This is a genomic window from Sphingomonas sp. FW306-05-A (genome assembly GCF_058782275.1).
Genome location: NZ_JBYSXN010000002.1, coordinates 1,481,535 through 1,501,758 on the forward strand (window position 1 = coordinate 1,481,535; position 20,224 = coordinate 1,501,758).

At 68.0% G+C, this 20,224-nt stretch carries 19 protein-coding genes and 1 tRNA gene; 8 read left to right on the forward strand and 12 right to left on the reverse strand.

The annotated features are described in order from the left end of the window. Position 1 precedes the first annotated feature (1 nt). Positions 2-1,519 carry a lipopolysaccharide biosynthesis protein gene (locus tag AC3WJR_RS15660; RefSeq protein ID WP_492726190.1) on the forward strand — a complete coding sequence of 506 codons (1,518 nt, stop codon included), beginning with the start codon at positions 2-4 and terminating at the stop codon, positions 1,517-1,519. A 251-nt stretch (positions 1,520-1,770) separates the two neighbouring features. Here the strand turns inward: AC3WJR_RS15660 and purH are convergent, their stop codons facing one another. From purH to AC3WJR_RS15680, 4 genes are all read right to left on the reverse strand, one after another. Further along, on the reverse strand, positions 1,771-3,336 hold the full coding sequence (gene purH / locus AC3WJR_RS15665) for a bifunctional phosphoribosylaminoimidazolecarboxamide formyltransferase/IMP cyclohydrolase (protein WP_492725877.1): 1,566 nt from the start codon (positions 3,334-3,336) through the stop codon (positions 1,771-1,773). A 67-nt stretch (positions 3,337-3,403) separates the two neighbouring features. Then, the gene (locus tag AC3WJR_RS15670) at positions 3,404-5,146 is read right to left on the reverse strand and encodes a heparinase II/III family protein (protein ID WP_492725879.1); all 1,743 of its coding nucleotides are present in this window, start codon (positions 5,144-5,146) and stop codon (positions 3,404-3,406) included. Beyond that, positions 5,147-5,809: a ribulose-phosphate 3-epimerase gene (rpe, locus tag AC3WJR_RS15675; RefSeq protein WP_492725881.1), complete on the reverse strand. Its 663-nt coding sequence runs from the start codon at positions 5,807-5,809 to the stop codon at positions 5,147-5,149. Between the two features lie 301 nt (positions 5,810-6,110). After that, positions 6,111-7,385 carry an RsmB/NOP family class I SAM-dependent RNA methyltransferase gene (locus AC3WJR_RS15680; RefSeq protein WP_492725883.1) on the reverse strand — a complete coding sequence of 425 codons (1,275 nt, stop codon included), beginning with the start codon at positions 7,383-7,385 and terminating at the stop codon, positions 6,111-6,113. A gap of 102 nt (positions 7,386-7,487) precedes the next feature. Between AC3WJR_RS15680 and AC3WJR_RS15685 the strand changes: the two genes are divergently transcribed. Continuing rightward, a complete protein-coding gene (locus AC3WJR_RS15685) occupies positions 7,488-7,655 on the forward strand; it encodes a DUF1674 domain-containing protein (RefSeq protein ID WP_354278741.1) in 168 nt (55 codons plus the stop codon). 258 nt (positions 7,656-7,913) lie between these two features. Here the strand turns inward: AC3WJR_RS15685 and AC3WJR_RS15690 are convergent, their stop codons facing one another. Beyond that, positions 7,914-8,891, reverse strand: a complete 978-nt coding sequence (locus AC3WJR_RS15690) for an NAD(P)H-dependent glycerol-3-phosphate dehydrogenase (RefSeq protein ID WP_492725885.1) — start codon at positions 8,889-8,891, stop codon at positions 7,914-7,916. Continuing rightward, positions 8,888-9,919 (reverse strand): tRNA (adenosine(37)-N6)-threonylcarbamoyltransferase complex transferase subunit TsaD, encoded by a 1,032-nt coding sequence (tsaD, locus tag AC3WJR_RS15695; protein WP_354278739.1) that lies wholly within the window; start codon positions 9,917-9,919, stop codon positions 8,888-8,890. The genes AC3WJR_RS15690 and tsaD overlap by 4 nt, the downstream gene beginning before the upstream one ends. Positions 9,920-10,027: 108 nt before the next feature. Here tsaD and hemC point away from each other — a divergent pair, with 108 nt between their 5' ends. From hemC to AC3WJR_RS15710, 3 genes are all read left to right on the forward strand, one after another. Further along, positions 10,028-10,963: a hydroxymethylbilane synthase gene (gene hemC, locus AC3WJR_RS15700; RefSeq protein WP_492725889.1), complete on the forward strand. Its 936-nt coding sequence runs from the start codon at positions 10,028-10,030 to the stop codon at positions 10,961-10,963. Further along, the gene (locus AC3WJR_RS15705) at positions 10,960-11,643 is read left to right on the forward strand and encodes a uroporphyrinogen-III synthase (protein ID WP_492725892.1); all 684 of its coding nucleotides are present in this window, start codon (positions 10,960-10,962) and stop codon (positions 11,641-11,643) included. The genes hemC and AC3WJR_RS15705 overlap by 4 nt, the downstream gene beginning before the upstream one ends. 216 nt (positions 11,644-11,859) lie before the next feature. After that, the gene (locus AC3WJR_RS15710) at positions 11,860-12,768 is read left to right on the forward strand and encodes a hypothetical protein (protein ID WP_492725893.1); all 909 of its coding nucleotides are present in this window, start codon (positions 11,860-11,862) and stop codon (positions 12,766-12,768) included. 31 nt (positions 12,769-12,799) lie between these two features. On the opposite strand, the gene AC3WJR_RS15715 is transcribed toward AC3WJR_RS15710, so the two are convergent. From AC3WJR_RS15715 to AC3WJR_RS15725, 3 genes are read right to left on the reverse strand one after another with little or no spacing between them, the layout of a single operon-like run. Then, a complete protein-coding gene (locus AC3WJR_RS15715) occupies positions 12,800-13,597 on the reverse strand; it encodes a DUF72 domain-containing protein (RefSeq protein ID WP_492725895.1) in 798 nt (265 codons plus the stop codon). A gap of 48 nt (positions 13,598-13,645) precedes the next feature. Continuing rightward, entirely contained in the window at positions 13,646-14,131 is a 486-nt protein-coding gene (locus AC3WJR_RS15720; protein WP_492725896.1) for a metallophosphoesterase family protein, read from the reverse strand. Continuing rightward, positions 14,128-15,204 carry an SPL family radical SAM protein gene (locus AC3WJR_RS15725; protein ID WP_492725898.1) on the reverse strand — a complete coding sequence of 359 codons (1,077 nt, stop codon included), beginning with the start codon at positions 15,202-15,204 and terminating at the stop codon, positions 14,128-14,130. The genes AC3WJR_RS15720 and AC3WJR_RS15725 overlap by 4 nt, the downstream gene beginning before the upstream one ends. A gap of 149 nt (positions 15,205-15,353) precedes the next feature. Here AC3WJR_RS15725 and AC3WJR_RS15730 point away from each other — a divergent pair, with 149 nt between their 5' ends. Beyond that, positions 15,354-16,154 carry a class I SAM-dependent methyltransferase gene (locus tag AC3WJR_RS15730; RefSeq protein WP_492726192.1) on the forward strand — a complete coding sequence of 267 codons (801 nt, stop codon included), beginning with the start codon at positions 15,354-15,356 and terminating at the stop codon, positions 16,152-16,154. A 27-nt stretch (positions 16,155-16,181) separates the two neighbouring features. Here the strand turns inward: AC3WJR_RS15730 and AC3WJR_RS15735 are convergent, their stop codons facing one another. Together AC3WJR_RS15735 and AC3WJR_RS15740 are read right to left on the reverse strand one after the other, a co-directional pair. After that, positions 16,182-16,829 carry a DsbA family protein gene (locus AC3WJR_RS15735; RefSeq protein ID WP_492725900.1) on the reverse strand — a complete coding sequence of 216 codons (648 nt, stop codon included), beginning with the start codon at positions 16,827-16,829 and terminating at the stop codon, positions 16,182-16,184. Between the two features lie 143 nt (positions 16,830-16,972). After that, a tRNA-Gly gene (locus tag AC3WJR_RS15740) sits at positions 16,973-17,047 on the reverse strand. Between the two features lie 179 nt (positions 17,048-17,226). Here AC3WJR_RS15740 and AC3WJR_RS15745 point away from each other — a divergent pair. Together AC3WJR_RS15745 and AC3WJR_RS15750 are read left to right on the forward strand one after the other, a co-directional pair. Next, positions 17,227-18,123, forward strand: a complete 897-nt coding sequence (locus AC3WJR_RS15745) for a tetratricopeptide repeat protein (protein ID WP_492725901.1) — start codon at positions 17,227-17,229, stop codon at positions 18,121-18,123. Continuing rightward, the gene (locus AC3WJR_RS15750) at positions 18,120-18,746 is read left to right on the forward strand and encodes an LON peptidase substrate-binding domain-containing protein (protein ID WP_492725903.1); all 627 of its coding nucleotides are present in this window, start codon (positions 18,120-18,122) and stop codon (positions 18,744-18,746) included. Before AC3WJR_RS15745 ends, AC3WJR_RS15750 begins: the two co-directional genes overlap by 4 nt. Positions 18,747-18,989: 243 nt before the next feature. Here the strand turns inward: AC3WJR_RS15750 and AC3WJR_RS15755 are convergent, their stop codons facing one another. Continuing rightward, on the reverse strand, positions 18,990-20,207 hold the full coding sequence (locus AC3WJR_RS15755) for a UbiH/UbiF/VisC/COQ6 family ubiquinone biosynthesis hydroxylase (protein ID WP_492725904.1): 1,218 nt from the start codon (positions 20,205-20,207) through the stop codon (positions 18,990-18,992). Positions 20,208-20,224: the final 17 nt, after the last annotated feature.

The window sequence follows — 20,224 nt, forward strand, 5'->3', positions numbered from 1 at the left end:
CATGGGGGGCGCGACGGGGGGCGTACCGGCCGACCGTGGGGGCACGGACGACGAGATCAACGCGCTCGCCAAGGGCGGGCGGACCAACATCCTCGGTTTCCTGATGCGCCTCGTCGCGCGCATCCCGTTCCTGTTCATCGCGGGGCGGTTGTACGGGCCGGACACGCTCGGCACCTTCGCGCGCGCGGTGCTGTTCGTCGAGGTGGCGGCGTTGCTCGCGACCTTCGGGCTCAAGCGCGGGCTTGCGCTCGCGATATCGGATACCGATCGCCCGCATGTCGACATCGTGTGGGATTGCCTCGTCGTCGCGGCGCTGGCGTCCTTCACCGCAAGCGGCATCCTGCTGCTGCTCCCCGAACTGATGTATCACGGCAGTGCGCCGACCGGGCTCGAACGGCTGCTGCCGTGCATCATCGTCTTCACCGCCTGGTCGGACATTACGCTGGCCGCGCTCGCCTATCGCCGCAACGTGAAAGCCACCGTCACCGCGCGCGCGGTGATCGAGCCGTGGACGATCTCGATCGCGGCCGGAGTGCTCTATCCGATCGCGCCGCATGACGGGCTGGTGATCGCCTATATGCTGTCGATGATCGCGGCGCTGGCCGCGTCGCTGGTGCCGTTCTGGCGAAGCTATGGCGCGCCGGTCGGCTGGCGGCTCCATCCGGGCCGCACGCTCGCGCTGATCCGCCGCAATGCGCCGCTCGCGGGCGCGGATGCGCTCGAATGGGGGACGCGCAACGTCGATCGCTCGATCCTGTTCCTGATGTTCGAGCCTCGGATCGTCGGCATTTACTGGATGGCGCAACAGGTCGCGTCGATCCCGGGGAAACTGAAGACGAGCTTCGACCCGATCCTCGGCCCCGTGATCACCACCAGCCTCGCGCGCGGCGACACCAATGCGGTTGCGGCACAGGTCCGGCAGGTCGGCTTCTGGATCCTCGCAGCGCAGACCGGGCTTGCGCTGATGGGCTCAATTCCGGGCGAAGCGGTGATGGGAACGGTCGGCCCCCAATTCGTCGCGGGGACGGCGGCACTCTCCTTCCTGCTGTTCGCCGAAGCCGCCGCCTCGACCGGCGCGGTGTGCGAATCCGCGCTGGTCTACATCGCTCGGTTGCAGAACATGGCGATTTCGGTCGGCATGCTGCTGTTCCAGGTGGCGCTCAGCTTCGGCCTGATCTTCGCGATGCAGTCGGTCGGCTGGCCGGTCGCGTTCCAGGCGGCGGGGCCGGCGGTCGCGCTGTTCGTGTCGGTGTCGATCACCTCGATCATCAAGTCGACCTATCTGTCGCGGTTGCTCAAGGCTCCCGTGGCAGGATGGCGCTGGGCGATGGCGTGGGCGGTGCTTGCAACGTGCGTCGCGGGCGGCCTGTTTACCGCGCTGCCCAAGCGATACGAATGGGCGGAGCTCGCGATCGGCGAGCCGGTGATGGCGGCGATCTATCTCTACGTGCTGTACCGCTGGGCGTTCCGCGACGAGGACCGTGCGCTGATCCGAAAGCGCCCGGCGGTTGCGGGGTAAACCGAGCACGCTATCGCCGCCATCGTTCCAATTCCGTCATTCCCGCCTTGCATGGCCTTCTGCGAACCTTGGGTTACGAACCTGTCCTTTGCTGTTTTCCCGCGAAGGCGGGAATCTAGAGCCAAGCAGAATTACGGCTTACAGCTTTCGGAACTCCTGGACCCCCGCGTTCGCGGGAGGACAGCTATGTTTTATAGAGGCTTCGCTGTCGCGGGGATGACGGTATGTTCAGGGAGCGGAACGCGCGCCGATCAATGCCGGAAGTGGCGCACCCCGGTGAACACCATCGCCAGGCCCGCTGAATCCGCCGCCGCGATCACCTCGTCGTCGCGGATCGATCCGCCCGGTTGGATCACCGCGGTCGCGCCCGCCTCGACCGCCGCCATCAACCCATCAGCGAATGGAAAGAACGCGTCCGACGCGACCGCGGAGCCGATCGTGCGCGGCGTCGCCCAGCCCGCCTTGTCGGCGGCGTCCTTTGCCTTCCACGCTGCGATGCGGGCGGATTCGAGACGGTTCATCTGCCCCGCGCCGATGCCTGCGGTGCTGCCGCCCTTGGCGTAGACGATCGCGTTCGACTTGACGTGCTTGGCGACGGTCCAGGCGAAGCGGCAGTCGGCGAACTCCTGCTCGGTCGGTGCGCGCTTGGTGACGACCTTCATCTCGGGATTGGAGTCACCGTCGCGGCTCTGCACCAGCCAGCCGCCGGTGATCGCCTTCGCCAGCAACCCGGCGCGCGCCGGATCGGGCAGTTCGCCGGTCAGCAACAGGCGCAGGTTCTTCTTCGCGGCGAAGATCGCGAGCGCCTCTTCATCTGCGTCGGGGGCGACCACGACTTCGGTGAAGATCCCCGCAATTGCGCGCGCGGTCGCACCGTCGAGCGGACGGTTGAGCGCGATGATCCCGCCGAATGCTGACACCGTGTCGCACGCGAAGGCAGCACCATACGCCGCTTCGAGCGTCTCGCCGGTCGCGACGCCGCACGGGTTGGCGTGCTTGACGATCACGCAGGTCGGTGCGGCGTCGCGATACTCGCTGATCAGGTCGAGCGCGGCGTCGGCGTCGTTGAGGTTGTTGTAGCTGAGGTCCTTGCCCTGCATCTGCCGCGCCTGGCCGATGCCGCGCGGTGCGCTGCCGCCAGCGGTGTAGAAGGCCGCCGACTGGTGCGGGTTCTCGCCGTAGCGCAGCGACTGACCGCGTTGCAAAGTGATCGCGAGCGTCTCGGGGAAGGCTTCGCCCTGGTCGACCTGGCCGAACCACGTCGCGATCATCCCGTCATAGGCGGCAGTCGCGGCATAGGCCTTGGCGGCGAACTTGCGGCGATCCGCCAGCGTCGTGCTCCCGCCCGCGACCAGCGCGTAATCCGCCGGATCGGTGACGATCGCGACGAACGCGTGGTTCTTTGCCGCCGAGCGCACCATCGACGGGCCGCCGATGTCGATATTCTCGATGATTTCGTCGCGTTCCGCGCCCTTGGCGACGGTCGCCTCGAACGGATAGAGGTTGACCACGACCAGATCGATCGCGCCGATCCCGTGCTCTTCCATCGAGGCGACATGCGCCGCATCGTCACGCACCGCGAGCAACCCGCCATGGACCACCGGGTGGAGCGTCTTGACGCGGCCATCCATCATCTCGGGGAAGCCGGTCAGGTCCGAAATGTCGCGCACCTCCAGCCCCGCATCGCGCAGCGCCTTGGCGGTGCCCCCGGTCGAGACGAGCTCGACGCCATTCTGCGCCAGCCCCTGCGCCAGTTCGACGATGCCGGTCTTGTCGGACACCGAGAGCAGCGCGCGGCGGATCGGGATGGTGGTCATGGGGAGGCTCCGGGGGCGAGAGGGGGGAGGAATGTCGCGCACCCCCTGCCCGCTTGGGCCTGCAATTTCAATGCGCGCGCTTGAGCACCCAGCCGATGTTGGTCCCCCCGGCGGGGGCCTCCCCCGTCACGACCAGTTGGAGCGTCGCATGCGGACGCCCCTCGGCGTCGATCCACAGGCTGTCCTCGATCGCCAGCTTGCCGCCGCGGCACCGGAATTGCCAGACGCCCCCATGCGGCAATCGCAGCAACGCCGCCATCCCGTCCGCGGTCGGGGAAACCTGCACGCCGAAACCAAGATGGAAGCGCACTGCGAACACCGACGGCTGGATCTTGCGCTGCTTTGGTGCCGGCAGCAGCACATCCTCGCCACGCAGCTCGCGACCATCATTGGCCATCACCAACTGGCGACGGTGGAGCAGCCCGAACCGGCGCGCATAGCCGTCGTGGCTTGCCTCGATCCGGCTAGAGGTCTCGCTCTCCTGGCGGACCAGCTCGACTTCGCCGACGCCGCGGCCAAGCGTTCCGTCGGCATGGATCGCGGTCGAGTTGCTGTCGCCGAGCACGAGCGTCGAATGCGCCGCGGTCGTGCGCAATCCTTCCGACAGATCGGCGGGAAGCTGCGCGATCCCGGTCCGCGCGCCGCCGCAATTGACGACGATCCGGTCGGGGCCGTCGGACAGTTCGATCGCCAGTGTCGAGGCACAGCCGCCCTCGACCAGCCGTGCGACCGGTGGCGGTGCCCCGTCGAGGATCGCCACCGCACTTCCGGCCGCGAGCCGCTGATACCCCCAGTCGCGCGCCTGCCGCAGCGGGCGTGTCCGCACGCCGGTCGCGGCGATGACTTGCGCCAGCGCGTCCGCGCCATAGGGGCCGCCGCCCTGCCAGCTGCCGATGTCGCGATCGCCGTGGCAGATGCCGAGCAGCGCGGGGATCAGCCTGGCCAGCGTATCGCCCAGGAACGCGGGCGGATCGAGCTGACGCGCGTCATAGACCTCGCGCAGGCTGGTCAGCAGCATCACGAGATCGACCTGCACCGCGGGCGACCGCGCGACGTTCCCGCCATCCTCATAGATCGACGATATCAGCCCGCGCAGTAACGCCGCTTCGGTCGCCGACTGGCGCGGATCGCCGCCGGGAATCAGCAACGTTCCCGCGACGACCCCGCACAAAGCGGCAACGCGCGGCGCACCGGGCGGGGCCTTCTCCGCCGCACGATCGATATGCCGCGCCCCGCGCGCAAGCGTGTTGAGCACGCGGCTGCGATACACCAGATCCGCCGACGACAGGATCAGCGGGGCGTGCGCGGTCCAGAACAGAATGCGGCGGCCCCACAGGTCCGCGCGCCACGCCGGTTCGCTGACCGTATCGGCGTGCGCATTGAGCCACAGCCGCATCAGATGTTCCGCGATCGGCGTCGCCTGCGCGCGCGTCGCCACGGTCGACAGGTCGCGCAACCAGGCGAAACTGTGGAGATAATCCGCAAACGCCTTGGAGAAATCGGGCTTGGTGAGATCGAGCGTCTCGATGTCACGGCTCTCGCCGCGAAACGTGAGCATGCCCTCGAGCAAGGCGTGGCCGCGCTGGACGTCCCCTAGCAACGGGTCGTCGGGGACTGCAATCAGTTTGAGCGGATGCCGCCCCTTGAGGCGCATACCGTGGATCGGCGTACGCCACGTCAACCGGTGGAAATGCTCGGACAGCCGCTCGGCGAGCGACAATCCCTTGTCGCCGCCGACGCGCACCAGCCGCTTGCCCTCGTCGATCCCGTCGGGCAGCGTTTCGTCCTGTGGAACCTGCCGGTCGCGCATTTAGCCGCGCAATCCTGCGATGTTGGCGGCATAGGCATCCGGCCCGCCACGGAAGGTCGCGGTGCCCGCGACCAGCGCATCCGCGCCTGCCGCGATCGCGCGCGGCGCGGTGATCAGGTCGATCCCGCCGTCGACCTCGAGGTCGATATCATAGCCGCCCTTGTCGATCATCTTGCGGACGCTCTCGATCTTGCCGAGCGCACTTTCGATGAAGGCCTGCCCGCCGAAGCCAGGATTGACGCTCATGACGAGCACCAGATCAACCATGTCGAGCAGGTAATCGAGCGCCTTGGCGGGCGTCTGCGGGGTCAGCACGACACCCGCGCGCTTGCCGAGTTGGCGGATGTGCTGAAGGCTGCGATGCGTGTGCGGCCCGGCCTCGACGTGGATGCTGATCGTGTCCGCGCCGGCTTCGGCGAACGCCTCGAGATACGGGTCGACCGGCGCGATCATCAGATGGACGTCGAGCGGCTTGGTCGTATGCGGGCGGATCGCTTTCACCACTGCCGGGCCGATCGAGATGTTGGGGACGAAATGCCCGTCCATCACATCGACATGGATCCAGTCCGCGCCCGCGGCGTCGATCGCGCGGACCTCCTCGCCGAGCTTGGCGAAATCAGCCGAGAGGATGGACGGGGCGATGCGGACGGGGCGCTGGGACATGATGCGCTGAGCCTGTAGCACGCCGCCGATTCGGGACAAGCATGCGTTGGACAGGACGGGTCGCGCATACCGTATGTGGTTGTTGGTTTACGGTCGGGTGAGCGAATTGCGCTTCCCTTACCCTTTTCTCCCGCTTCCCCGGCGCAGGCCGGGGCCCAGTAGCAGAACGTCCAAAATCGACGGGCTGTGATTCGTTACCCCGGACATCTCGATTGGGCCCCGGCCTTCGCCGGGGAAGCGCAGGAGGAAGGAGACCGTAGTACGGGATAGGGAAGGCGCGCAAACGGCAGCCCCCCCAAACCTACCCCTGCCGCCGCCAGCGCGCGATGAAGAAGCCGTCGTTGCCACCCGGCTTGACCATGCCGGGCAACGTCCGCACCGTTCCCTCCGCCGTCGGCACGATCCCTGCCGGCAATTCCTCCGCACCAACCGGATCGAGCGCGAAATCGGGGCGGGCTGCGGCAAAGCGTTCGCGCTGCTTCTCGCCCTCGGCGGGTTCGAGCGAGCAGGTCGCGAAGACGAGCGTCCCGCCGGGCTTCACCCATTCCGCCGCGCGCGTCAGCAGGCTGGTCTGGAGTGCGGCAAGATCGGTGATCTGCGACGGCCGCACGCGGTGGAGCACATCGGGATGCCGCCGGAAGATACCCGTCGCGCTGCACGGCGCATCGAGCAGCACGGCGTCGACCGGCGTCGGCGGTGCCCATTCGAGCACGTCCGCCTGGACGATCTCCGCCGCCAACCCCGTCCGCGCAAGATTGTCATGCAGTCGCGCGAGTCGGTTTTCGGACGCATCGACCGAGGTCACGCGCCAGCCTGCACTCGCGAGCTGCATCGTCTTGCCCCCAGGCGCGGCGCACAGGTCGAGCGCGCTGCCCGCACCCTTGCCCAGCAATCGTGCGGGCAACGAGGCAGCGATATCCTGCACCCACCAGCGCCCGTCCTCGAATCCCGGAAGCTCGGGCACATGCGCGGAGTCGATCCGGACATGGCCGGGAAGCAGCGAGACGCCGCCCAATTCCTCAACGAAGCGCGCGGTTTCGGCGGGGTCGGCGAGCGTCAGGTCGAGCGGCGGGGGAGCCGCCATCGCCTCCTCGGCAGCATGGATCCCATCGTCGCCCCAGGCGGCGTGCCAGCGCAAAGCGACCGGATCGGGAAGCGTCGGCAGTTCGGGGAGCTGGTCGCCGTTGCGCGACAACGTCCCGAACACGCCGTGGACGAGCTTGCGCGGGCCACCGTCGACCAGCGGCAGCACGGTCGAAATCGCCGCGTGCGACGGGGTGCCGAGCGACAGCGCCTGCACCAGCGCGATGCGCAGCGCAAAGCGCGCCTTGGAATCATCGGGCAGTCGAGTCTTGGTCGCCGAATCGATCAACGCGTCGAGATCGGGCAACCGTCGCAGCACCTCCGCCGCGATCGCGTGGGCCAGCGCTCGGTCATCGGCGCGGTCGATCCCTCCGGTCGCGCGGCCGATCGCGGCTTCGAGCGGCAAGCCCTGGCGGAGAACCGCGTCGAGCATTCGGAGCGCAGCGCGGCGTGCGGGGACGCCGGGGGCCTCGACGGGTTCGGGGCGGGGCATGTAACGGCGGGGGGGTGGCAGTGTCACGGGCTTGAACTCTTCGCAAAGGACCGCCAACTGACGGGAGACGCTTTATCTCATGCGTCTGCAAGGAAGTCCCTCATGGCCGCTCGTCCGCCGCATGTGAAGCCACCAGCCTATCTGAGCAAGAATACGCCGGTGCCCGCCCCCGACCCCAAACCCGAACCGCGCGACACGCGCGACCATCTCGGGCTCGACCCGACGCGCTACGGCGACTGGGAGCACAAAGGCATCGCGATCGATTTCTGAGGCGGCCCTGTCCGTCACCCCGAGCTCGTCCCGGGGTCCGCCGAACACAGGTCGCGCGACGTATCCCTGGGCAAGACGCCGTTTCTACTAGCCGTTCGTGCTGAGTAGAAACCGAGTAGCCCCTCTTGGAGCGTATCGAGGGCTCGTATCGAAGCACCGTTGCGCGAGGCAACCTGTCCTTCGATACGCCGCTTCGACTTTGCTCAGCAGCACCTCAGGACGAACGGAACGGGTAGACTACCCCGACGCCGTCATTCTCTACCGCACCTCGCGTCGCAACGGCCGCGCGAGCAGCGCCTCGATGACCGCGCCGACATCCGCGCCTTCGAGCAGCGCACATACCGCCGCGACCACGGGCATCTCTACCCCGATCGCAGCCGCCGCCACGCGCAGCACCGGCGCGGTAGCCGCGCCCTCCGCCACCGTCACGCGGTCCGCGAGCAGATCCTGCGCACGCCGTCCCTGCCCCAGCCCGACCCCGAGCGAGAAGTTGCGCGAGCTGGTCGACGAGCAGGTCAGCACCAGATCCCCCAGTCCCGACAGCCCACTCAAGGTCTCGGCCTGCGCGCCGCGCGCGAGCCCGAAGCGGACCATCTCGGCAAAGCCGCGTGCGATCAGCGCGGCGCGCGCGTTCTGGCCCAGCCCGGCCCCCTCGACCACGCCGCACGCGATCGCGAGCACGTTCTTGACCGCGCCGCCGATCTCCGCACCGATGACGTCGGTCGTAGCATAGGGCCGGAGCGCAGGTCCCGCGAGCCGGTCCGCGAGCGCCGCGCCCAACGCTTCGTCCGCACAGGCAAGCGTCACCGCAGTCGGTTGCCCGGCGGCGACTTCATGCGCGAAGGTCGGACCGGACAGCACCGCGATCGGCGCGTTTGGATGGATCTCGCGCGCGACTTCGCCGACCAGCATCTGCGTGCCCGCCTCGATCCCCTTGGCGCAGAGCACCAGCGGCGTCGCGCCGACGGCCGTCTCAGCAAGCACCGCGCGGACATGCTGCGCAGGCACAACGACAAGCAGCGCATCGCACGCCGACAGCGCGCCGAGCGACCCGGTCGCGACGATCGTCTCGGGCAGCGTGATTCCGGAGAGGAAGCGAGCGTTCCTGTGACCGGTGTTGATCCCCTCGACGACATCCGGCTCGCGCGCCCACAAAAGGACGGGTTCGCCGCCCCGCGCTGCGACCTGCGCGAGTGCGGTGCCCCAGGCACCGCCACCGATGACCCCGATCTTCATGCCTTCACTCCTGCACCACGAACCGCTTCCGCCCCCGGATCGAGCGGCCAGCGCGGACGCGCAGCGACATCGAGCGGATCGGTCAGCCCGGCCGCGTAGCGCTCCGCGCCAGCCCAGCCGATCATCGCGGCATTGTCGGTGCACAGCCACAAGGGCGGCGCCACGAACCGCAGACCGTTCGCCGCCGCCAGATCGGCAAGTGCGGTCCGCACCGCGCCGTTCGCAGCGACCCCGCCCGCGACCACCAGCGCAGTCGCGCCATGTGCGGCCTCGAGCGCGCGGACGGTGCGATCGAGCAGGCAATCGACCACGGCCTGCTGGAACGACGCGGCGATATCCTCGACCGACCAAGTCCCTGCCGCATGCGCGCGGACGACCGCGCTCTTGAGCCCGGCAAAGGAAAAATGCGGTTCGGGCGATCCCTTCAGCGGGCGCGGCAGCGGCACGATCGGTCGCCCGGCGCGGGCCGCAACCTCGACCGCGGGGCCGCCGGGGAAGCCCAGCCCGAGCACCTTGGCGGTCTTGTCGAACGCTTCGCCCGCAGCATCGTCGATCGTCGTCGCAAGCCGGCGGTAGCGGTTCACCCCCTCGACCAGCAGCAACTGGCAATGCCCGCCCGAGACGAGCAACAACAGATAGGGAAATGCGAGATCGGGATCGGACAGTCGCGGGCTCAGCGCGTGCCCTTCCAGATGGTTGACCGCGATCAGCGGCTTGCCCGCGGAATGCGCGAGTGCCTTGCCCGTGACGAGCCCTACCATAACCCCGCCGATCAGCCCCGGCCCAGCCGTCGCGGCGATCGCGTCGACCTCGGCGAGCGTGACCCCCGCATCCGCCAGCGCTGCCTCGATCAGGGGGGCGAGCACCTCGACATGCGCGCGCGCGGCGATTTCAGGGACGACGCCGCCGAACGGACGGTGCGCCGCCTCCTGTCCTGCCAGACGGTGTGCCAGAACCTGACGATCCGACGTGACGAGCGCAGCGGCGGTTTCGTCGCAACTGGATTCGAGACCAAGAATGAGTGCCATCCGCCCTCCCTATCGCCGATCCCGCGCATTGTCGAAGCCCCCGCCCTCGCCCGCCACTTGTCGGACCCCGGCGATTTCGTCCATGACACGCAGCGAAGGGGACGCCGCGTGACACAACCACCGCTCAAGCTCGGGACGCGCGGGTCGCCGCTCGCACTGGTTCAGGCCAATCTGGTGCGCGAGGCACTGTGCGCAGCGCATGGCTGGGACCGCGACCGCGTCGAGATCGTCACGATCCGCACGACCGGCGACCGTCGCCAGGATGTCGCGCTTGCCGAGATCGGGGGCAAGGCGCTGTGGACCAAGGAACTTGATCGCGCATTACTATGCGGCGAGATCGATTTCGCGGTCCATTCGATGAAGGACGTCGAAACCGGACGCCCGGATGCGATCACGATCGCAGCGATGCTGCCGCGCGCCGACGTGCGCGATCGGATCATCGGCGCCGACAGCGTGAGCGCGTTGCGTGAAGGCGCGGTGGTCGGCACGAGCTCGCCGCGCCGGGTCGCGCAGGTCAAGCGGTTGCGCCCCGATCTCGTCACGATCTTGCTGCGCGGCAATGTCGACACGCGGCTCGCCAAGGTCGCGGCGGGCGAAGTCGACGCGACGTTGCTCGCGGCGGCAGGGCTCGAACGGCTCGGGCGGGTCGAGGTCGGCAGCTGCATCCCGATCGACGTGATGCTCCCCGCCCCCGCGCAGGGCGCAGTCGGGATCGAGGCACGGACCGGCGATGAGCGAGTCCGCACGCTGCTCGCCGCGATCGACGATGCGCCGACCCATGCCTGCGTCCTGCTCGAACGCACGTTGCTTGCGGCGTTGCAGGCGGATTGCCATTCGCCGGTCGCGGCGCTGGCGACGCTCGCCGACGACGGAGAAGGCGGAACGACGATGACCTTGCGCGGCGAATTGTTCGCCGAGGACGGCAGCGCGCATGTCGCGGGCGTGGTCGACGGCGCGCTCGGCGATGCTACGCTAGCCGCGCGACTGGGAAAGGACTTGCTCGACCGTGCGCCGTCGGCAGTGCGATCATTGTTCGCGGGATGATCCAGCGGCTGGTCGTGCTGCGTCCCGAGCCCGGCAATGCCGCGACGCTCGCGCGCGCGCACGACGCCGGGTTCGACGCGGTGGCGCTGCCGCTGTTCGCGGTCGAGCCGCTCGACTGGGCCGTCCCCGATCCGGAGCAGCACGATGCGCTGATCCTGACCAGCGCCAACGCGCTTCGCTTCGGCGGAGCGTCGATTGCGGCGTTGCGAAGGCTGCCGGTACTCGCGGTCGGCGGACACACTGCTGCGGCGGCACGCGATGCCGGGTTCGAGGTGATCGCATCGGGCACCGGCAATGCCGCGGACATCGTGGCCCTGGCGGAGCGCACCGGCGTACGACGCGCGCTCCATCTGACCGGGCATGATCGCACGCTTGAGGTCGGCGGTGTAATCACGACGCTGATCCCGGTCTATCAGAGCGTGCCCCGCGCGGTCGATCCCGCCGAGCTCGACGTACTGCACGACCGCGTCGCACTGCTCCATTCCGCACGCGCCGCCAGGCGCATCGGGACGCTGGTCGATTCAGCAGGCCTGTCGCGCGCGCGGATCGCGATTGCGGCGTTCAGCCCGGTAATCGCCGCCGCCGCCGGGTCCGGCTGGGCCGGTATTGCCGTCGCGGCGCGACCTGACGACGCGGCGCTGTTCACCGCCCTGAAGGCTCTTCCGACGACGAGCCGTTGACCGTTCGCGTTCGGGCGATGATAAGACGAGGCTATGGACGAAAACACGCCCACCGTCCCCGAGACCGAATTCCCGGCGCAGGCCCCCGGGCAGGACAGGCACCACGCCCCCGAGCAGACTCGGCCCGCCCCTCCAGTACCGCCGCAGCGTACCGTGCCACCCTATACTCCACTCCCCGTTCCCCCCATTACGACTCAGCGCGGTATGGGATGGCGAATGGGAATCGCGCTCGGGCTGATCGCCTTTCTGATCGGCGTCGGCGTGGCCGCGTTGCTGATCACGCGCTTCGGCAAGGGCCTGAATACCGGCGCGGATGGCAAACAGGTCGCGACGATGACGCTCCCGGTGTCGAACGGGCAGCCGCCCGTCGTGATCCTGCCCGGAAAGGCCGGTGCTCCCGGCCCCGCGATCGATATCGCCGCGTTGAGCAGTCGCGAGGCTGAGCTGGCGAGCAAGCTGGATGCGCTCGAAGCGCGCGAGGCAAGCATCGACCGTGATGCGCAGCAGGCCGCCGCTTATGCCACCCGCAGCGAAGGGCTGATGGTCGCGTTCGCGGCCCGTCGCGCGCTCGACCGCGGACTCAACCTCGGCTTTATCGAGCAGCAATTGCGCACGCGCTTCGGCACGACCCAGGCCGCCGCGGTCGCGACGATCGTCCAGGCAGCGCGCAACCCGGTGACGCTCGAAGACCTGCGCGCCGGGCTCGACGGCGTCGCACCCGAACTCGTCACCGGGGTGGCGAGCAGCGGCTGGCTGCAAAGCCTGGCGCGCGAACTGCGCAACCTCGTGGTCCTGCGCAAGGCGAGTGCGCCGTCGCCGCTGCCGGTCGACCGAGTCGCGCGCGCGCAGCGGCTGCTTGAAGCCGGACAGGTCGAGGCGGCGCTCGCCGAAGTGTCGCGGACGCCCGGCGCGAGCCAGGCGACGCGCTGGACCGAGGCCGCCCGCCGTTACATCAACACCCGCCACGCGCTCAACACGATCGAGAGTGCCGCCATCCTGAGCCCCGGTGTCGATCCGCGCCCGATGGCACCTCTGGCACCCGCCACACCGCAGGAAGCGGCGCCCGAAGAGACTGAAGTGGTGCCGGATACGCCCGCGACGCTCGAAACGAACGGAGCGATCTAGAGCGGGATTACTCCCGCTCAGGCAGACGGTTTTACCCCTGCACCCGGTCGATCAGCGCCATCGCACCGTGTGGCGCACGCACTTTCGCGCCGTTAATGAAAAAGACGAACGTTTCGCGCGGCACGACCGGAGCCGCCTCCGCCACGTACGGCAAGTCGCCCGGCGCAGCGCCCGCCGACCAGTCGCGCGCGGCCTTGGCCCAGCGATCGAGCGCCGCCGGGGCGTAACCCGCTGGCTCTTCCTCCACCGCCGCCTCTAGCCGCGCATAGACCATATCCCCGCTGACATCCGCGATTGCGGGGTATTCGGTCGAATCGGCATAAACGATCGCCACCCCCGCCGCGCGCGCCAGCGCGACGAACTCGGGGACGAGGAAACTCTCGTGCCGCACCTGCACCGCATGGCGCAGCGCGACGCCGTCCTGACTCGACGGCAACAGCTTGAGGAACGCGCCAAAATCGTCCGCGTCGAATTTTTTGGTCGCCATGAACTGCCACAGGATCGGCCCGAGCCGGTCGCCCAGTTCGACGATACCCTGCCCGGTGAACTTGGTGATTGATTCGCCCGCCTCCGCCAGCACCTTGCGGTTGGTGCAATAGCGCGATGCCTTGAGTGCAAAGACGAACCCGTCAGGCACCGCCTTCGCCCAGGACGCGAAGGTCGCGGGCTTTTGCGACGAATAATAGGTGCCGTTGACTTCGATCGCGGTCAGTTTCGACGCGGCGTAATCGAGTTCGCGCTTCTGCGGCCATTTTTCGGGAAAGAACGTCCCGCGCCATGGTTCGTAAGTCCAGCCACCAATGCCGATTCGGATGTCGCCGTGTTTCATGCCGGCCACGCTAACCGACCCGGCAGAGGTTAGGAACCGTCTCCGCCGTCACGCGCCGAGCAATTGCGCCAGCCGAACCGGCGCGAACTCGTTGGGATCGACCCCGACGTCATATTGCCGCGGCATCGGCTTGAGCCGGCCGTGGCTGTGCCCGTGGAGGTTGATCGCGCCGCGATGCTGCCCGTTCCACGACCGGAAGGGGTAGTGACACAGGACGAGATTGCGCTCCTCCACCGTGATCTCCGCATAATCGCCGACGCTTGCCCAGCCCGCGGCGGCAAGCGTCGCATCAGGATCGTTGTTGCCGCGGAGCAGATGCTTGCGCCCGTTGAGCCGCGCGAGCAGATCGGCCACCGCCGCCGGACGTCGCGCGACGTCGCCGAGGTGCCAGACCTCGTCGTCTGCGCCCACCACCGCATTCCACCCGGCGATCAACGCCGCATCCATCGTCGCGACATCGGCGAAGGGGCGGCGCTGGATGTTGATCGTGCGGTGGTCGCCGAAATGCGTGTCCGCGGTGAAGAAGACGGTCATGTCCAGTACAGCACGCGCGCCAAGGGCAGCGTCCGCGCGATCGTCTCGGTAAACCAGCCGCGCAGGCGCTGCATCGTCGCGGTGTCGTACACCTGCTTTTCTGTGCCGAATTTGGTGCGCTTGGTCATCCGGTCGGCGTCGGTCATGTCGAGTGCGGAGCCGGGATACCAGCTGTCGAGCACCGCCTTCGATCCGGTCGTGAATCGGTGTGTGATCAGTTCGATCGTCAGATCGGGCACATTGCCGAGCAGCGCCGCCGCTTCGTCGATCAGCGTGCCGTACGCCTCCTCCCAACCGTCCGCCGCGATGATCGGCGCGATGGTCAGGCCAACGGGATATCCCGCGTCCGCCATCTGCCGCAGCGCCGCCAGCCGCAACGCGACCGGCGCGGTGCCGCCCTCGAACCGGGCGTAGCGCTTGGGATTGATCGACGCGCGCATCCGCGTTCGCCCATTGTGCTCAAGCGCGAGCAGCGGCGCGACGTCGGCGAACTTGGAGGTGAAGCGCAACTGCGTGTCCGCATCCGACCGGCCGAACCATTCGATCATCCGCGACAGCGACCCGGTGATCGGCTCGATCCCCAGCGGATCGGTGTAACAGGACGCCTCGAACGTGGTGCCCTCGTGCACCCGTGTTGCCGAGCGCGAGGTGATCGTGCCCTTGTCCATATAGCTCGGCAGCACGCCGAGGATCTCGTCGAGATTGGCATAAGCGCGCGTGATCGGCGGGCCCTTGAGCGAGCCCGCGAGATAACAATAGCTGCAATGCGCCGGACACCCCGCCGCCAGGTCGACGCGCCAGTCCGCACTCGGCGCGATCGGTTCGAGTTTGAGCTTCGACGGCGGCGCGACGACCACAGCAAGCGTAGCCTTCGCCTCGGCATAGGCGGCGCGCGGATCTTCGGGCTGGGCCCAGACGACGCGGTCGTTGGGAAGTTCGATCACCGGCACGCCCTGCTCCGCGGCCCGCTGCGCGATCGCGACGCCGTGGTCCCAGGCGCGCGCGGATCGCGTGATGAGGACGCGCCGGGGGCGCCAGTACGCAGTGTTGCGTTCGGAGGGGAGAGAAGTCACCCAAGCCCAACGCGGCACACGCCGGTCCGTTCATGCCGTCCGACCCAAAATGATCGCGCACGCCGCCGCTTGCGTCGCACCGGATCGCCCTGCACAACAGCACCAACCAGTCGGTAGCGAAGAATTTAGGGAGATGTGCCGTGCGTCCGATGTTTGCGATCCTTGGTGCCGTGACCGCCACCCTCGCCGTGGCGGGTGTCGCCATCGGCCAGGCACCGCGAGTAGACCCGGCGCTGACCAAGGCGATTGCCGCCACCACGCGGACTCCGGCGAACGTGGCGCGCGACCGCTATCGGCACCCCGCAGAGACGTTGGCCTTCTTTGGCGTGAAGCCGACCGATACGGTGGTCGAGCTGATTCCCGGCAGCGGCTGGTATACCGAAATCCTCGCGCCTTATCTCGCCACGCGCGGGACCTATTATGCGGCAGGCGGCATGGCGAAGGGCCTCAACGCGGTAAAGACGCTGCAGACGACCAACCCTGCCGTCTACGGCAAGGTCAAGCTTGCCGCCTTCCCCGCAGCAGCTGGCGAGCCGTCCGTCCCCGCGGGCAGCGCCGACGTCGTGCTGACCTTCCGCAACATCCACAACCTCCGCTTCTCGGGCGTCGACCGCACGCAGGCCGCGTTCGCCGAGATGTTCCGGATGCTCAAGCCCGGCGGGACGCTAGGCATCGTCGAGCATCGCCTGCCCGAGGCGCGCGACGCCGCGGCGGAGGAGAAGAGCGGCTACATGAAGGTCTCGAGCGTCGTCGGCTTCGCGCGCAAGGCTGGATTCGAGGTCGCGGGCATGTCCGAGGTCAACGCCAACCCCAAGGATACCGCGGACTATCCCGATGGCGTCTGGACGCTGCCGCCGTCCTATGCGCTGAAGGACGTCGATCGCGCGAAATACGCCGCGATCGGCGAAAGCGACCGGATGACGATCCGGTTCATCAAACCCAAGCGGTAAATAGTGCTGTGACCCCGCGCGGAACCGTCACGGTGCCGCGCGGGCGCGGGCGAACAGCCGGGCGAACCCGCCCGCGTCGAGCGCGCCGAGCTGAAGGATGGGCCCAGCGAGATACCCCGGCGTCCCCGTCAGCCCAACCGACAGCGCCTCGCGGCCGTTGCTGCGCAGCCGTTCGGTAATCGTGTCACCCTGGACGCGCAGGTCAGACGTCACCCGCGCCCAGTCGCCGCCTGCCGCGGTAACGACGTCCTCCAGCATCGCATCGTCGATCCCCCGGTCGTCCGTCATCAGCGCGTGGTGAACGGCCGGATAGATCCCCTGCGCCACACTCGCGAGCGCGACCTGCGCAGCCCGCTCCGATGCAGCGCCGAAGATCGGCCAGTCCTTGGAAATCACCTGTACCGCGCCATCCGCGCGAATCGCGTTTTCCAGCGCGGGAAACGCCTGCCGGCAGGCAGGGCAACGATAGTCGCTGAACACCGCGAGCCGCAGCGTGGCATCGCGCGGGCCGAATCGCGGTGAATCGGTCCCGTCGAGGATCGCGGCGACGGTATCGGAACGACCGATGTCCCGCCCGACCGGCGTGAGCCAATGTGCCCCCCGCCCGACCGCGAAGCCGCCGAGCAGGACCGCGCCGAGCTGCCACGCCTGTCGACGCGTGAATCGCGATGTCATGCCGACAGTCGCCGGGCTGTGAGAAAAGTGCGTGGTGGCGAAGAGTGCATCGCATACCCCATCCTGCAGCAAAACAGCGCGACAGCACCCAGGCCCTGGGCCGGGTCGGCTTGCGCCGGTATATATAACTACGGATGAGTGACTGGAGCGGGCGAAGGGATTCGAACCCTCGACCCCAACCTTGGCAAGGTTGTGCTCTACCCCTGAGCTACGCCCGCTCTGGCGCCATGTGCCGGACTGTGGAGCCCGGCGGGTAGGGGGCGGCCTCTAACACCGGGTCGGGGGGTCGGCAAGCCTCTTTTCGCACTTTGATGAAAAGGGTTGGCTTGTCGGCCCCCGCCCCCACATAAGACGCAACGATCGAAACGAATTGGAGCATCTCTTGGCGACCCTGGGAATGAGCGCAGCCGAACGCGACGCGGTGGAGGCCTTCCGTCGCGACGTGGTCGAACCGTCGATGACCAAATTGGTGATCATCGATTTCTGGGCGGAGTGGTGCGGGCCGTGCAAGGCGCTGACCCCGGTGCTCGAAAAGGTCGCCGCCGCTTATGCCGACAAGGGCGTGGTGCTCGCCAAGGTCGATACCGACAAGAACCAGTTCATCGCCGCGCAATTCCAGATCAAGTCGATCCCGACCGTCTATGCGATGTTCCAGGGGCAGCTCGTCGCCGACCTTACCCCGGCGCGGACCGAATCGGCGTTGAAAACGATGCTCGATCAATTGCTCAAGCAATTGCCGATCGAGAGCGAGGCCGCGCAGGGTGAGGCCGAGATCGAGCCGCTGATCGCGATGGGCGAGGAAGCGCTCGCCGAGGGCGATGCCGATCGCGCCGCCGGAATCTTCCGCCAGATCGCCGAGGTCGCGCCCGACCACCCCGCGGTCAACGCAGGCTTCGTCCGCGCGCTGGTGGCCGCAGGCGAGCTCGAGGCGGCGCAGGAGCACCTTGCGGCGATGCCCGAGGACACCGCCAAGCATCCCGAGATCGAACGCGCCCGCGCCGCGCTGGCGCTGGCGCAGGATGCGACGCCGGTCAATGACCTTGCCGGGCTCGCCGCCGAAGTCGCCGCCAATCCTGGCGATTTCGACAAACGATTCGCGCTCGCCAACGGCCAGATGGCGGCGGGCGACCGTGATGCCGCCGCGACGACGCTGCTCGCGATGATCGCCGAGGATCGCGCCTGGAACGAGGGGGCGGCGCGCGCGCAGTTGCTCAAGCTGTTCGAGGTGGTCGGGCTCGAAGACCCGTGGGTGTCGGCGCAGCGCCGCAAGCTTTCCGCGATTCTGTTCGGATGACGATCACCCGCCTCTCGATCTTCCCGCTGCCGGGGGCGCTGCTGTTCCCGGGGATGCATCTGCCGCTCCACATCTTCGAGCCGCGCTATCGGGCGATGATTTCGGACGCGATGGCGCGCGACCGGCGGATCGGGATGGTCCAGCCGCGCCCCAACGTGCCCGCACGGCCCGACAAGCCGCCGCTGTTCGACATTGGGTGCGTGGGGAAGATCGCCGAGGTCGAGGCGAGCGAGGACGGGCGGTACAATCTCATCCTTGAGGGGCTGTCGCTGTTCCGCATCGTCCGCGAGCTCGAGGTGACGACCGCGTTCCGCCAGGTCGAGGCGGAGTTGATCGCATCGCCCGAATCGCCCGAGGTGCTGTCGCTGTCGCGGCGTGCCGCGCTGGAAAGCGAATCGCGCGCCTTTGCCGATTCGCAGGGCTATGCGGTCGATTGGGACGCGGTGACGCGCCTTGACGACGAGGCGCTGGTCAACGGCATCGCGCAGATCGCGCCGTTCGACGTCGCGGCGAAACAGGCGCTGCTCGAGGCCGAGCGGATCGAGGAGCGCGCCGAGCTGATCATCCAGCTGATGCAGTTCTTCGGGCGGCACGACGGCGAGGATTCGGTGACGCTGCAATAGCAGCGTTGTCGCCGCTTATAGCTGACACCTCCCACCACCGTTCGGGCTGAGCGCAGTCGAAGCCCATGCCCAGCGCTGGCCCTTCGACTTCGCTCAGGGTGAACGGACTGGGGTAACGCAAGAAATCAGTCCGGCATAACCCTACCCCGTTCGTTTCGAGCGAAGTCGAGAAACCCGGCACAGCGCGTGTTACGGTTTCTCGACGTCGCTCGAAACGAACGGCAGGAGGGTACGCTACGCCCCTTAAACCATCATCCCCTGCAACAACTTCGGCACATTCCCGCTCTCGCCGCGCGCTTCCGCAATGAAACGGCGCTTGAGCGGCGGCATCTTCTGCACCGCGGACAGCCCGAAGCGCCGCACCACATTGGCGGTCTTGCCCTTGACGCCGAACAGCCGCGTCAGCCCGTCGGTCGCCACTGAGACCATCAACGTATCGAGGCTGCGCCACCGGTCATAGCGTGCGAGCAGCGCGGGATCGCCGAGGTCGAGCCCGGTCCGCTTCCCCTCGACCAGCACCTCGACCAGCGTCGCGACATCGCGGAAGCCGACGTTGACGCCCTGCCCCGCGATCGGATGAATCCCGTGCGCCGCATCGCCCACCAGCGCGAGCCGGTCCGACACGATCTTCGCGGCATGATGGAAGCCGAGCGGATAGCTCGACCGCGCGCCCAGAGGCCCCAACTTGCCGAGGAACCCGCCGATTCGCTTGTCCGCCTCCGCGAGCCAGCCGCGATCCGACAGCTTCATCATTCCCGGTGCCTGGTCGCGCGTCACCGACCAGACGATGCACGAACGATGCCCCTGCTCGTCGTCGTTGAGCGGCAGGATCGCGAACGGGCCGTCGGGATAGAATATCTCGAACGCGATGTTCTCGTGGGAATGTTCGTGGTGCAGCGACGTGACGATCGCGGCATTGTCATAGGTCCAGCGCGCGACGTTGAGCCCCGCTGCCTCGCGCGTCGGCGAATTGCGCCCTTCTGCCGCGATCAGTAGCGGCGCGCGAATCACCGCGCCCGAATCGAGCGTCACGGTGACACCCGAGGCTGCGCGATCGACCGACACTGCACGCGTCTTCATCCGCACGTCGACGTTCTTTGCCGCCGATGCCGCCTCGAACAGCGCGGCGCGCAGCCGGCGGTTCTCGACCATATGGCCAAGCGCCTCCTCGTCCGAATCGGGTTCGAAATCGAGCGCACCGGGCTCCAGCCCGTCGCTCACCCGGATCCCCTTGATCGGACACGCGATTGCCGCGAGCTTTTCCGCCACGCCGATTGCGCCGAGCATCCGCCACGGTGCCCCCGCAATCGCCGAGGCGCGCCCGTCGAACCCTGCCGCGAGAATGACTTCGGGGTCCGCGATATCGATGACGATCGCCGACATGTTGTGCGCATCGAGCGCCACTGCGAGCGCGCTGCCGACGAGTCCGCCGCCGAGAATGATGACGTCTGCTGTATCCATGCCCCGTCTGTAAGCCT